This is a genomic window from Photorhabdus asymbiotica (genome assembly GCF_003634575.1).
GTDB lineage: Bacteria > Pseudomonadota > Gammaproteobacteria > Enterobacterales > Enterobacteriaceae > Photorhabdus > Photorhabdus asymbiotica.
This window is the reverse complement of record NZ_RBLJ01000006.1, coordinates 210,066-225,907: the sequence shown is the minus strand read 5'-3', so window position 1 is coordinate 225,907 and position 15,842 is coordinate 210,066. Positions and strand designations below refer to the sequence as shown.

Genomic DNA, 15,842 nt, shown 5'->3' with positions numbered 1-15,842 from the left:
TGTCAGGGGAGCGTGATGAGTACATTACAAAATGTCTGGATAGGGGCAGGTTCAGCCCAGCGCTCCCCAGCCGCTGAACCACAGAAAATTGCCCCGGATACCCATAAAACGCTTATCAAACCATCCTCTCCGCTACCCCGGACAGCCAAAACTGCATCAGACAACGTACTCGATTTTCTGGAAAGCAATACCCTCAGTAATGTCTCTATGGCGATGGCGGGAGCCTATGCTGTTGCCACCGGTACCATCGCTCCCTTTGCTGTTGGGCTGGGGGCGGGGATAGTTGGTGCTTATACGGGTGGTTATGTTGGCGATAAAATAGGTCATCAGGTTGCTGATTTTTTGGGCATGCAGACAGTGGCCTCCGAAGGAGATGTTCCGGCCCGGCTGGGAGATGTGATTGCCCATCAGAACAAAAGCGCGGGGGCATGGGGTACCTTGGGGGGTATTCTGTTGGGCACTGTAGCGGTGGTGGCGGCTGCGGCTTTTGTCGTCGCCACTGCGGGTACCGGTGCGGTTATTCTGGCGGCGGTAGCGGCGGGGTTAGCTGGCGGTTTTGTTGGTGGTGTTATCGGGGGTATCGGCGCGGCTATTGGGCAGTACGGCCAGAATAAGGGCACCATTATTGAAGGCTCTCCCAATGTCTTTTTTGAAGGCAAGTCGGTAGCTCGGGCTGGGGACAAAATTCTGTGCAGTAACCATCCAGGGCCGATGGTGATTGCGGAAGGGGCCAAAACCGTATTTGCCAATGGCAAGCCAATTGCTCGGTTAGGCCACCGGACGACCTGCGATGCCAATATCAATAGTGCAGCTGCTTCCATTGTCATTACCAGAGAGACGGAAGGGGTTTATGACATCATGGAAAGCGGCAACAAAGCCTTACGTTGGGCGGTTGCTATAGCGGGGTTAATTCCTCTGCCCAGAAGGAAGAACACGGGTAAAAATCAAGAGGCCAAACCGTCGGTAAAAAAGAGAGGCTGTAGCCATAAAAGCTGTGGTCAAGCGGGTGAGCCGGTGGATGTGGCGACCGGTGACTTCTTACAGGTTTGGCCGGTGTTGTCTTTACCCGGGTTCCTGCCACTAGCTCTAAACCGGGTCTACCGTTCAACCGCGAATTTTTCCGGCCTCTTTGGTCCCAAATGGGCATATGACTGGTCACAGCACCTGAAACGGGACGGTGAGGAGACTCATTTCACTGATGGCGAAGGGGTGATTTACACCTTTCATACACCAACGGAACAGGTTTTCTCGGTTAACCTGCATGCTGGTCACTATCTGTTGTATGGTCAACGAAGTGGTGCACTGCATCTGTTTAACCGCCAGACTCAACAGATTCTGAGCTTTGCTAAGGGACAGGGCGATAAATACTGTCTATCCACCATTGAGGACCGTAACGGTAACCAGATGGTATTACGTTACGATGAAGTCGGGCGTTTGGCGGATATCGGGCGATCGGACGGTACTGAGCTGGTCTTGCACTATGAACAGCAACAATTAACCGCTATTGATTGGCTGCATGAAGGGCAGCGTCAGCGGTTGGTCAGTTGCCGTTATGATACACACGGTTTTTTGGCGGAATGTCAGCCATTCCAGTTTTTCCATTTGTGGCATGAATACAGCCCACAAGGGTATATGACCCGATGGCATGACATGGATAAAACCGATTTCACTCTGCAATATGATACGGTTGGTCGGGTGATATCGACGGCTACCCCGCAGGGTTACTGGCAGGACCGTTTTATCTATGATGACACTGAAAAGGTCACGACTTATCTGGATGCGGAAGGCGGCAAGAGTCGTTATTGGTATAACGCTGACGGGCTGGTTACTCAGCAAATTGATCCGCTGGGTAATGAAACTCTGAGCGTGTGGGATTTTAGCCACAAAGTATCAGAAACTGATCCGTTGGGGCGGACTGTCGCCAATGAATACAGCCCTTATGGTGAGCTGATAGCGGTCACTAATCCGGCAGGGGAAAGTACTGCTTATGGCTATGATGAATATGGTCAACTGGCTCAGGTTAAGCAACCTGACGGGGGTATCTGGGGATATCACTATAACGACCGGGGAAATCTGGATGCAGTCACTGACCCGCAAGGCCGACGGGAGGATTATCGTTACGGTCCACACGGAGAAATTTTGCGTCATGTGTTACCGGATGGCAGACAGTGGTATTACGGTTATCAACGGCAGCGATTAAGTGAAGTGGTTGCGCCAAACGGTTGTGCCACGCAATTTGAATTTGACGGTTTAGGTCGCTTACTAACGGTAACTGATGAGCTTAATCAGCAAACCCGTTATCACCATAGTTCCTTTCATGCTAGCCCAGCGGGTAGTGTCAGTGAAATTCGCTTACCGGATGGGGTACGTCAGACGATTGGTTATGACAGTGAACGACAAGTATCGGCGGTAACGGATGGACAAGGTCGGGTTACCCGGTATAACTATGGGGCTTTTGACCTGTTGAGTGGTATTACCCGCCCGGATGGTACGACTGTTACATTTGCCTATGACAAACTGACCCAACTGATAGCGGTAACTGGCGCTACCGGAGAGACTTACCGCTATGTCCGCGACCGTGCTGGACGCATTATTAGTGAAACCGATTTTTCGGGTCGGACTCTCCAATATCAGTATGACCGTGCCGGACGTAGAATTATCACGCGTTATCCTGATAACCAATTACTGCGTTGGTGCTATAGCGTTGAAGACTGGGTGACGCGGCAGGAGGTTTGGCAGGAAGAAGACAGGCAATGTCAATTACTCGAAGTCACAGAATACGCCTATGACAGTAAAGGTCGGCTTATGCGTGCCATCAACCCAGATGCGGCGGTGGAATTTGAGTACGATCCGTTTGGCAACCTGACCAATGAGAAGATTAACGGGCGGACCGTAGCCCAACAATGGGACCCGCTGAGTGGTTTGCCGACTCGTCACCAGGTGGATGGCGTGCCGGGTTTAAACTGGGAGTATGGCGCGCTTGGTTTGGTGACGCATTTCCGGCTGGACGGTCATAAACCGCTGTATATTCAGCATGATGGACTGGGGCGGGAAACGGTACGGGAAAATGAGGTCGGTTTTATCCAGTCGCAGTATTACACTTCGACTGGGTTGTTGTCCCATCAATCTGCTGGTTGCAGTTCAGCGATGTTCAGACAGGCATTGCAAGAAGCTGACCCGCATCACCCGCCCTTTGGCAGTGTGGTTAATCGCCGCTGGCACTATGACCGGGCGTATAATGTGGCCTGCATTGAAGATAGCCGTTGGGAACAGACCCGTTACGGTTATAACGCTAACGATCAGGTGGTGGAAGCCTTGTTTGGTGGTACGCCTTCGGCGCGTGAAGAGACGTTCAGATATGATGCCAACCAGAATATCAGTTACTGCCGACAGATACCGGAATGGCCGAGTAAACCTATTCATCAGGCTTATCAGGAACAACAGGACGGGCGGGTGGTTCGTCATGGGGAGAATGAATATCGTTATGATGAAAATGGCCGGATGGTGGAAAAGATCGTGCATAAGTACGGTTTCCAGCCCCGGACCTTTCGTTATTGCTGGGATGCGCATAACCAGTTAACTGAATTTATCACCCCGGAAGGCACCCGTTGGCGCTATCGTTATGATGCCTTTGGGCGACGCATCAGTAAGCGCAAAGAAGTGGACGCTACGCTGGAAGCGATCAATTTACAGCGGTGGTTTGATGGATTACCGGATCTGGAAATGAAGCCGACGGCGGTTATTGGCTATGATTACCTGTGGAGCGGTGATCAGCTGATAGCCGAAACACCGGTTTATGCTAACGGTACGGTGGCGTATGAAGAGAGTATTCATTGGTTGAACCGGAGGAACTGACCCCGACGGCCCGTTATGAGAAAGGCAAACTGCACTATGTAGTGAGTGACCATCAGGGGACGGTGCGGGAAATTCTGACGGAAGAGGGGAAATTGGCATGGGCTGGCCGGCTGTTTACCTGGGGAGACTTGGAATTTTGGGGAGTATCATCCCGCAAAGCGGAGACGGTCAGCTGTAACCTGCGGTTTGTAGGCCAGTATGAAGACGAAGAAAGTGGGCTGTTTTATAATCGTTTTCGTTATTATAATCCCGAAACGGCGCAGTATCTTATGATGGCGTCGGAATAGTGCCGAAGACCCGATTGGGCTGGCGGGGGGCCTGAACTTATACACTTATGCGCCCAATCCGGTGACGTGGATCGATCCTTGGGGGTTGAGTGGTACATATATATATCGAGGAATGACAGAAGAGAATGGTCAACCTAAACCTGGTGAAACTGCTAGAACATTAGGAGCAAGGCCAAATGGAGATCTTCCTGTAGATGCACATGGAAATGTTCACCCCAATACAGGTGGTGTATCAGTATCACCATCACCGCAAGATTTACCTTCCCATAGAAGGCCTCCTGAACATGGTGGTACAGGTAAAGATCCTGTCTGGAAAATGGATACAACGGATCTTGGTGATGACTTAAAACATGTACCAGATAAGCCAGGTCATGGGACTATTCAGCCTAAGCGCACGATGTCATTAACGAAATACCAGCAAGCACTAGCTAACTTAAAAGGTAAATGGACAAGATGCTAATAGAGCAAGAACTAATGAATGCCTTGACTGAGAAAATTCAGTCAAATAAGAATCTTTTGGAACTCAGAGAACTACTTGTTTTATTTAGGGATAAAGGAATGACAAAAGAATCTATGCGAGATGCCTTGAACAGCCTTATATCTGATGAAAATGAAGATACAATTTGGGATTTATTAGATTTTGTTGAAGGTTTTTGTAATCCTGATTTAGATCTTTACTAGATCTAGTATCTAAAAGTGGAAATATAAATTTAATACCGGAAGATCAAATGGATATTCCGGTATTATTTGTTTTTATCGTATGAATATCGGTGATAGGCTAGCGCACTCTGTAGCCGCTCAATTTCTGCTCTTATGCTTGTACTCACCAATCAGCTCACGCATTCTCAGCTTAATATCACTAAGTTGATCCTGCTGGCGCTGGTACTGTTGCTTGATGGTGCGGGTATCATCGCTGTCAGGGATCAGCACCAGACAACCGTCCATCACCTTCACGGTAATCTGGCCGCCGGTATTAAACCCCGCCTGTCTAAGCCACTGCCCTTTAAGATGTATCGCCGGTGTAGCCTTGCTGACCCGGTTGCTATTCAGCACATAATCCACCGTATAATAATAACGTTCTGTTTTAGAATGCGCCTTAGCCATAAATGGACTGGCGCATTCAGGCATCCATGACGTCATTTTTGACGCTCATCAGGGAAGCTTTATAAATTTAGCCTGAAGCAAGCAAAGTTCAGGTTAATTAAGCAAATTTCCCTCTACCAATCGCTGCATCAGTCCACGCGGTTGTAATGGCGATTTTCGCTTTACTGTCCAAATTCTCAATAAAACCGTTATCCCCCGATGTTGGTGCAAAACTACTCATTGTCTGGATTAAAGAATCAACCATACTGTCAGAAAATGCGGTAAATTCACCCTCACCTGATGCGTTTTTATCCCCCATCTGCATCACCAATTTGGCGCGATGACCATTAAAGTAATCATCAAAGGTGACTGACCCCACCGATTCAAATATGCCTTGAGCGGTTTTGTCCCTAGAATGACGATTCACCGACAGCACCAGATCATATCCGCTGCGTTGGAACCACAGATTTTTCCAGTCAAGATTGTGCAACAGAATGATGTCTTCTGCGTTGATATCATTAACCCGGCTATCAATCACTTCGTCACTGACCACAAAACTGTCTACACCTGCCCCGCCCTGGAAGCTGTTCTGATAACCTCCTAGCACTAACAAATCCTGACCATCACCACCGTCAAATTGGCTGAACTTCGAAATCGCGGCAGCTATCAGGTGATCATCACCTTCTCCGCCATTAATCACCGCATGGTAACCCATGAGTTTGATCTCATCGTTACCGATGCTGCCATCAATTCGGTTATCGTTGCCAAACACTCTGGCACAGTCATTACCTTCACCTAAATCAACTCGGTTGTTATTGCCGATGGTCACCGCATAGTCCTGACCTGCCCCAGTATCCACCCGATTGTAGTTACCAGAGGTGACAACGTAATCCTGCCCGTTACCCGCATCAACAAAACCACCTTCACCAAAGACAAAGGCTTGATCATTACCTTCGCCCATAAAGGCATAGTTAATACGTCCGGCCACCACGGCGGTATCATCACCATTTCCACCAAACATCCAGTTTTCACGCCCCATCAAAACGCCCAGGTCATTCCCTTCACCGCCCGTAAAGATGTTGGAGGTACCCATCGAGTAATAAACATCATCACCACGACCACCCCAGAAGTTGTTGTTATCGCCCAGATAAGCGCTGAGATCTTTACCGTCACCACCCCAGTTGAAGTTATAGTTCCCCAGCGATATATGCATGTCACCATCTCCTTGCAGATGACCACTGTTACGCAGGAAATCAAAGGTTTTTTGCTCCATGTTAAGCAGATCTGCCGTTAAATTTTCTTTTAAGTTAGCCATTAATGACTTCATTTCTGCTTGCTTCTCTTGACTGAATATCGTCGCAAACAGGTTAGGCAAGTTCAGTGAATTAAAGCCAAATGTACGCTCTGATTTGTCGTTAGCCTGAGCATTCTCTCTATTGTTAATAATAACCGGCGATCCTTGTTCCGGGTTTTCCTTAAGCGTTTTCCCTATCAGCCCATGACTTTCCGCAAATGACCTGACACCATCTGCCCCCATATCGATGCCTGCTCGCAAACCATCAAGTAATTTTTCTGGGTTAGTGAAGACTTTCAGTTGGTCACCGCTAAATTCTCCTATCACTTCCAGCATCTCGCGCAGAATCACCTCGCCATCAACCGACTCGCCTGTACGGGAAACAATTTGCCCCTCCGCGGTGTAATCCACACCAAAGATATCCGCTAAGGTGGTATCCGCACTGACACCTGCCAACCGACCAAGTAATTTGTTTTTAAGCTGACGCGGCAAGTCCTGCGGGCTATAGGTGAAGGTGGTCTTTACTAGCCCGGTTGCCGTGAATTGCTGGCTCATCAGACCAAACAGCGAACCCAAGTTAGTATCCAGAATCGACTGGATATTGTCACCGAACATTAAGTTCCAATTACCAGTTGTAACCTGGATATCGGCCCCACGTCCGCCAACCGCAAAATTGAAAGCCAGCCTCTGATCAGCCTGACGAAATTTATTTGCACGGCTCATGTTGCTTGTATCCGTACTATTACCACTTAGCCATTGGTAGTATCTCTTGTTCAACGTTGCTTCCGCGTCACTCTTCAAGCCACGACTGCTTCGTTCATGTTGTGAATCCAGATTAACCAATGTCTTGTAGTCCACACTGCTGGTTTGGTCTAAGCCAGATATATCCTGCACAAACTTCTCCGCGCCGGCGACTGTCCACTGCTGATCTTGTTCCGTTAACCAATCCTGTTCTTCACCAGAACGGGAAATCGATTTCAGTACACCAGTAACACGAACCGCACCGTCAAATGAATTGACCAATGGTGGCGTTGGAATGGATTTATCCATCATGACGATCAGATCATTACTTCGTCCTTGGTTAAAACTGATGTTACGGTTACCAATAAACATCTGTGCTCCTTCAAACGCTTGGTAGCCGCCAATATCGAAGCTGTGTTTGCTATCACCATGGCCGATGTGAACCATTACATTGTTATCACCGAAAGCCAGTGATTTAAAACCTCCAGTTCCCACTTTAACGCCTACGTTCGATGTTCCCCAATTGAGCGCTGTAAACTCTCCTTCACCCACGTTTATCTGAATATTGCCAGAGTAACTGAGCAAGCGATTTAGTTTATCGTTTGTGGCAATCTCAATACTCTTTTTACGTTTTTCAGGCTCTGTAAAAACACGATGATGCTCCGCAATCGCCCCTTTAGCCATGGCATCGGCATCGGTGTATCCCACTCTGGAGAGGGTGATATCACTTTCAGCAATACCGCGAATAACCCTTTCTGTACTGGTCGTCAGTTCACCCTGTTTATTCCATTTGAATACGATTTTGTTATCAGGCAGGTTGTTAACCCATTGGTTATTTTGGTCACGGGTAAATTTACGACCACTAACATCAACCGCCACTTCGCTACGGCGGGCGGAAACATCACTGCGAATACCTTGTTTATCCATAGCGACGATAAAACGACGGGCAAAACCGTCCCGTTTGTCATCACTGATCAGAGAACAACCCACGATGCTGATGTGACTAGGTTTATCTGCCCGCCGAAGATTTTGACTGAACTGTTGTAGTTTTACTGCCAGTTCATCAGCACTGTAACCACTCAGGCGAATGTTATTCTGCGCTGATCCGTCACGGCCATGCCCCACAATTTGCCAGCGTAATATGCCTGATAATTTAGACGGATTTCCATAAACCACATGGTATTTACCATCGGAACCGAGCTGTACAACCACGCTAGAATCAGGATGTTTACCCGCCAGATTAGCGGCTGCTTTAGCGACTACCGGATCATCCTCCAGCTGAATAATAACCTGACCAGTGAAACGAGTTTCACGATCATCAATTTGGGGGGTGACAGCCACACGTTCCCAATTTTCTGCGTTTTTATTTTTAACCGTGTCATTTGATGACAGTTTTTCCAACCCGGGGAACATCATGTCACCCTCAGCTGAAGCTTTTAATATCAGTTTGTTTGCTACCGGGTAAGTCAGGATCTTGCTGATATTCGACTGCACGAAACTGGCAGCCTGTTTAAAGTTATTGCTCTCAACTTCCACCAGGATTTTTTTGCTTTGCTTCGTTGTCACTTCCAGCGTTATTTCTCCTTCACCGTAATCAACCACGCGCCCGGTGACACCTGAACCCCAGGTAAAAATCTTGCCCTGCTCTTTCAGAGCACGCAGTATGTAACCTTGCTCGCCCTCACGAGCCTGTTTCCAAACGCCGTCATATTTCGCAATGGTTCCCTTTTCAAACTTATTGAATTGAACATAGAAACTTTGGCTGGATTCTTTACTCGCTTGGAATTTATAACCTATATAACCCGTAAGGTATCCTTTATGGAAAGCGTCCATAAAACGGCGAAAATCATGGTAATTGGCAAACGACTTAGCACCATAGTTAGGATCATAGAACGACCAAACCGTTTGAGTTCCATTTTTATCCACCACAACCGACATGGCATGTTCTTCAGACATAAATGTCATGTAAGTGGATTTTTTTACATTACGCAATTTATCCATGACAGATTCATAGCCTTCAGCCTCATAATTCAACGCAGTGCGAATATTCGGCCCGGTCAGCCCATTGGCTTTTAGTTTTCCGCCATAAGCAGCATTGGCTTTGTTATACGCCGCAAGCGTGGAGCTATCCATCGACTGGCTGTACTGCATCGACAATAAATCTTCAATCACCGGACCGATATTTTGGCGGCGATATTGGGTCAACAAAGAGGATTCAATAGAGTTAATATCGGTTTTCTTATTAACTGAGGTGTCGTTATAAGCTTTAACGGCATCCTTCAACCACATCATATAAGCTTTACCGCCCCCAGAGCCATGTACCCGTTCTTCCATCAAATAACGAGCAGATAAGGCAAAGCATAATCCCTGACGCAGTGATTTTGACTCAGCCTTATTTCCGTCTGTCAGGAGTACGCTGCCAATTTCAGGAATCATCTTACTGAGTTTATCCAACAAATTGACATCCTGGCTGAAATGGAATGAATAAGCCTCCAGCTCTTTTCCAGATGCCATAAAGTCGAAGATTTTGTTGTCAATTTTTTGCAACACATCTCCCTTAATGACATCACGATTTTGAGAATAAGCGACTTGTTTATCAGGTCCCGATATTACGGGTAATGCTTTTTCTTTATTGTCGATCAGCGTATTCGTCGTTAGATTTTTATGGTTTTTCTCTACTGAGAATTGATTGTTCACCGAATGGCGGAAATTGGCATTAATCTGCAATCGGCTAATGGCACCTTTCGCCTCTTTCAGTATGCCCAAATCTTCTTCTGTTAATCCTGTACTAAATCGCCCATCGGCATGTACGACAGATTCAGGGTTAGCATGGTTGCCAGTTTCTACCATCTCCGCCGATTGATAAGCCTTTCCAGACAAACCACTGCCAGAGGCACCTGCACGTTGCGGTTTAGCATTATCACTTTGCTGCACACTTTGCGCATCAGTTCGTGCCTGAACTACTTTCTCCTCGGCAACCGCAATGTCACGTTTACCCTGCTTTTCCGCATTCTGATAGGCAATATTGGCATCGTTTGCCGCTTTTTCCGCTTGTTGTGAAAACGCCTCTTTTTTTCTTAATTCTGCCCTTATCCGCGCTTTCGCAATATCTTGTTTCACGCTGGCACGATGTTGCTCACTTTGCGCTACACCTACCTCTGATTTTGCTACCGCTTTTTTGACTTCTTGATTGTTACCGGCAACAATTCGTTCCGCATTAACTATTTTTTCCTGTGCAAGATGCTTGGTGTCATCCAATTTATCCTGAACATTACCCAAAAATCCGACAGCAAATTGATTACGCCATTGGTCACCTGACTCACCGTAGTCATTCGCATAGTCACTGAGTACATCCAGACCTTGAGTCATTGAGATAAGTTCGTTAGTGATTGCCTGTGATTCTTCTTTCACTGCATCACGCTGCATTTGCCCATTGGTGTTTAACACCGTCTGATCTGTTGATTTAAGTTGAAATTGTGTTTCTGCAATCGCTGCCAGTTGTTTATCTTTTTCTTGCTCCAGGAGGCGACGATCTTCTTCGGCTTTTTCTTTATCGTTTAACGCATCTTGCGCCGCTCTATCCTGTTGCGCGTGTTCGGTAACGGCATTGACTTGTCTGGAATTCTCAGATTTTGCGACGATATTATCCAGTACATAACCCACCCCATCATTTAAACCAGTACCTTTAAACTCAATTCGGTTACTACCCGTTTTTGCTGTCAACTCCAGCGTTTTATTTTGCCATCGAGTGACATCTCCAGATGTTGAGAATACAGATTTACCGTTCCAAAAAACCTCCATACCATTGTTGGTAAGATAAGCATTGGGACGATTGGCAAAATCAAAGCTCAGTAAAATCACTTCTCCTTCAAACAGGTTTTGCAGGTCCTGATAAATAGTGGTGTTTTTATCCGCATCAAGCTCACTGACTCGCTCTCCATGACCTGCATTATCCAAGCCGTAAGCACTCGCCGGGTGATATGCCTCAATACCATTGGTTGTTAACCAACCATGATTACCTTGTTCAAAATTACCATTGATGATCAAATTGGTTTTCTGGCCTGAATCAGCATTTTCGTTAATATCTAATGAACGATGAATCTTATCGAGCTCTGGCGTTGCTATCTCTGTCACAGAGCCCCTCAAGCGACTGTTCAAATCCGAACCTAACGGCGCAATTTCCTCCATTTTAAACCCGTCAATCGCAGAGACTTTGGTTATATTAATCGCACCACGGCCCTTATGTGTGCCAGATGTGCTGGCCTCATCCCCCTGAATCAGATAGTTGATCGCTTGACTGCCGCCTACACCTAATGCCGTTTGTTTGATATTTTCAAAGAAAGCAGCGAGTTTATTGCTTTCGGTGCTACTTTCTGCAATGGCAAGGCTGTAAAAATCACCGTTACCAATCTTAATCGCCACGTTATTACGTGCATAAGAGACATTGATACCCAAACCATCACCAACATGGATATTGGCATTACCTTTGCCTTTCATAACCGCAACATTCAGACCATTTCCAATGTTGGTATTAACATTGTACTGACCCCATGCCAGATTAACCGAAACACCATCACCGACTTTGGTATTCACGTTAAAGTCGCCGTGAACCGTACTCACACTTAAGCCGTTACCTACCGTTGTCGTGATGTTGGCCTGACCTTTTGCCGCAGTAACCTGCTTACCATCACCCACTTTGGTAACGATATTGCCTTTACCCCACAAGGCGCTAAAGCTGTCACCCTGCCCCACCTGAGTCACAATATTAGCGTCACCTTTAGCTAACACCACATTGCGCCCATCACCGACCTTAGTGATAACATTTGCTTTGCCCCAGGCCCCCGTATAATCATCACCACTACCCGCATGAGTGATAATATTGGTATCCCCCTGAACAACCGCAACTTCTTGTCCATCACCCACTTTCGTAATAATGTTCGCTTCACCTTTCGCAAAGTTGTAACGATCACCATCACCTTTTTGCGTCAGAATATTAGCCTCACCCCAAACAGCGTTAATTCCAGCACCATTCCCCACTTTGGTAATAATATTCGCTTTACCTTTAGCGAAACCGACTGTAGTCCCATCACCGACATGAGTCATGATGTTACCCACATCGGAAACAAGCAGGCCGATGGTCGTACCATTTCCCACTTTCGTCAGAATATTCCCTTTGCTAAGTAGTACTCCAGCGGTTGCCGAGTCGCCTACATGCGTGATGATGTTAGCTTTCGCTGCGGCAACAACCCCCATAAAATCATGACCCACTTTAGTAACAATATTCGCTTCACCCTGCGCCAAAACACCCGTCAGGCCATTGCCCGCATGAGTCATAATATTGGCTTGACCAAACATTGCCGCCAGCGTTATACCGTCACCCACTTTGGTCATCACATTCAGTTCACCAGCAAACAAGCCAATACTGGTGCCATCACCCATATGCGAATAAATATTAGCTTTGCCAATCATCAAGGCGGCGGTCAGATCATCACCGACTTTTGTCAGCACATTGGCACCACCGATCATGGCAGCAAAAGTATTACCCTCGCCCACATGGGTAAAGATATTGGCTTCACCAATCATCGCCGACAGAGTCATACCGTTACCCACTTTGGTCGCGATATTACCTTTTGCTAACATCAGAGCAACGCTCGTGCCATCGCCAATATGGGTAAACACATTGCCGACAGCAACCATCAGTGCCAACGCATTACCGTCACCCACTTTGGTAAAGATGTTCACGGCTCCTCCCATCAACGCCCACGCATCGCCCTTGCCAACATGGGTAAAGAGGTTGCCCACGCCGATCATGGCGGCAATCGCGGTACCATCCCCAACTTTCGTGAAGATATTGCCCGCCGCCCCCATCACGCCCAATGTCTGACCGTCACCGACATGAGTCAGTACATTACCTATCCCCAGCATGGTACCAATCGTATCGCCGTTTCCTATTTTGGTCAGAATATTGGCACCACCCAGCATAACGCCCGTTGTATTGCCGTTACCAATGTGGGTTAGAACGTTTGCACCACCCCCCATCACAGCCAACACATTGCCATGCCCTTTCTTAGTAAGAACATTAGCGCCACCTAACGCAATTACCTTGGTATTTGACATTTCAACATCACCACTGATATGCGTGATAATGTTGGCCCCCCCTAACATGCCGGAAACCAGATCACCGTCACCAATCTTAGTTAGCACATTCGCGCCGCCCACCAGCACCGAGGACACATTGCCATTACCCTTTTGGGCCATAAGATTAAAACCACCCGCACCTGACCAGTTCGCTCTACCGTTACCAATATGCGTGTGCGTATTGTAGCCACCCAACAGCATCACTTGGCTGTTGCCGTTGCCTTTATGAATCGAGATATTACCAACCGCCAAAAGATGGGCCAGATATCGGCCATCACCGATTCGTACAAATACGTTCGCTGCGCCGCCGGCGTTAACATCCATTTCTCCCCGCAGGCTTTGATGAACAACAACATTTGCTAAACCGGCACCATGAAACGTCAGATTTCCTTCTTCACCATGTCTTACAATGATGTTAGCAATGCCTCCACCTTCAAAATCGACATTGCCACGGGTGACACTGGAGGTAATCACATTTCCACCACCTGCACCGCTAAAATGAATATCACCGGAACTGGCACCATTTTTGGTAAACGCGCTTACCAACTCCTGCTGAAGGTATTCTTCGGTATGCGCCAACCGATCAGAGGCCCGACGTATCGTTGTATCAAGACTATATTGCAGCTGACTTAACATGCAGCTATCAGCACTGATAGCGTAATAATCGTTTGCGGTCGAAACTTCTTCATCAGCCAAATTGCCAGTATGATCACCGGCCTTGTACCATGCACAGGCAAAGTATTTAAGTTCCTCCGTAATCGGATCGTTTTCCAACTTAACGACCACTACTTTGGTGTGCGATCCCAAATATTTGGCATACATATACGTGTTCGGTTGACGGTTAGATTTCACCGCAGAAACATCAACTTTCTCACCATTAGCACAAATCGCCGGCCCTCCCATTTTTGCATGGAGCAGCGTGATATCTTCCGCTTTAACCGTTGTCCCACCGGCATAAATAATCCATTCGTTTCCAGTGACATTCTCCTCAACTGAACAAATGGTAACGGGTTGATGATGTTCAACACCCAAATTAAAAAGGCGGTAGGCATCATTGATGTTTAGATTGATAAATCCATTAGCTGAAGATATATCCGCTGAAGCAAGATCTTTAAGATGTTTACCCTCTTTATACCAAGAGGTAGCGTAATAATTGAGCTTACCGGTTTCGGGATCGTTAAGAAGATGAACTTTGCTGATTTTGGTATACATTTCATCAGCAAATGCGAAGAGATAAGTATCAGGCTCCATCGTTGACTTTATGCCAGTCACTGGCTGGGATTCCAGAATCCAACTTCCTCCCATTGTCGCAGTGGTTAAGACTACCTCTCCAGCCTTAGCATATTCCAGTGCCTCACTAAGAAAATCCTTATCTGCGCCGATTCTTGATATTTGATTGTAGGCACCAGCCCCGGAGAAGCTGATATTACCGTGTGCAATATCAGAGTAAATTTTGTTATAACCACCTGTGCCTTCAAAGGTGATATCACCATGGGTCTGCACATAGATATCTTCTTTTTGGCGAATACGCTTAATTCGGTTCGAAGCTCCTGCACCACTCAAGGTAATATCACCTGCTTTACCTTTACGTATAATGTGGTTATCTGCTCCTGCCCCAGTGAAATTAATGCTACCACTTTCAATTCGCGAACTGATGCTATTTGCAGCACCTGCACCATTAAACGTCACATCTCCAGAGCTTCCTTTATAGCGGTCATACCAAGTGTGGTCGATTTGGTTACCCGCCCCTGCGCCATAAAAGTACAAATTACCCTGATTAATTTCATGCCATAATTTATTGTAGCCACCAGCCCCTTCAAAGCTTATCTCACCGGTTAGCCCTTTACGGATCATTTCGTTATAAACAGCCGCACCAGTAAAATCCAGCTCACCGTGGTTACCTGTATGATTCAGGAAAACACTACCCGCTGCGCCAGAAAATAAAACATCACCATCACCACTTTTATCAATATCTGCGTAACCTGCCCCCCCTTTTACGGTCAAATTACCCGTAGAATCCTCGATTTCTAAATACGCAGTACCACCAACCACCGTGTCATTACCGGTACCGGTATATACCTTAGCCGCTATTGAACCCAACGTAATATAGTCATTCCCGCCGCGGGCATAAATGTAACCACCAAATCCAATAGCATTAATGTCATTATTATCGTCATCAGCGAAATAATTTCCGGTAAAAAAATATTCTGCGCTCCTGCTTGATGATTTACCCATAAACAATTCCATTAGTTTAATATAAAATTTAAAATTGTATCTGACAGATATAACAACAATGTTGAATATCCTATTTCATACACAATACAAATCCCCAGTCCTTCTAAAGAAAAAGAACCGGCAGAGAAAACCATGAGTAACCTTATAACCACAACCAAATAGCATGCTTATTTCAGAAAAGAAGCATACGAATTTGTTTAATAATCAGG

Annotated in this window: 6 protein-coding genes; 4 read left to right on the top strand and 2 right to left on the bottom strand. The window is 46.7% G+C overall.

What is annotated here, in order from left to right:
* Window positions 1-15 precede the first annotated feature (15 nt).
* From BDD30_RS22640 to BDD30_RS22635, 4 genes are read left to right on the top strand one after another with little or no spacing between them, the layout of a single operon-like run.
* Complete coding sequence (locus BDD30_RS22640) at window positions 16-3,855, top strand: PAAR domain-containing protein (RefSeq protein ID WP_015835136.1); 3,840 nt, start codon at window positions 16-18, stop codon at window positions 3,853-3,855.
* A complete protein-coding gene (locus BDD30_RS24840; RefSeq protein WP_049795211.1) occupies window positions 3,834-4,142 on the top strand; it encodes an RHS repeat domain-containing protein in 309 nt (102 codons plus the stop codon). The genes BDD30_RS22640 and BDD30_RS24840 overlap by 22 nt, the downstream gene beginning before the upstream one ends.
* Window positions 4,143-4,155: 13 nt before the next feature.
* Complete coding sequence (locus tag BDD30_RS24500) at window positions 4,156-4,602, top strand: Tse2 family ADP-ribosyltransferase toxin (RefSeq protein ID WP_387795771.1); 447 nt, start codon at window positions 4,156-4,158, stop codon at window positions 4,600-4,602.
* Window positions 4,596-4,823, top strand: a complete 228-nt coding sequence (locus BDD30_RS22635; protein ID WP_015835138.1) for a hypothetical protein — start codon at window positions 4,596-4,598, stop codon at window positions 4,821-4,823. The genes BDD30_RS24500 and BDD30_RS22635 overlap by 7 nt, the downstream gene beginning before the upstream one ends.
* A gap of 117 nt (window positions 4,824-4,940) precedes the next feature.
* On the opposite strand, the gene BDD30_RS22630 is transcribed toward BDD30_RS22635, so the two are convergent.
* Window positions 4,941-5,246: a SymE family type I addiction module toxin gene (locus BDD30_RS22630; RefSeq protein WP_041382893.1), complete on the bottom strand. Its 306-nt coding sequence runs from the start codon at window positions 5,244-5,246 to the stop codon at window positions 4,941-4,943.
* Between the two features lie 97 nt (window positions 5,247-5,343).
* Window positions 5,344-15,633, bottom strand: coding sequence for an MARTX multifunctional-autoprocessing repeats-in-toxin holotoxin RtxA (gene rtxA, locus BDD30_RS22625; protein ID WP_015835140.1), 10,290 nt, complete (start codon window positions 15,631-15,633; stop codon window positions 5,344-5,346).
* Window positions 15,634-15,842: the final 209 nt, after the last annotated feature.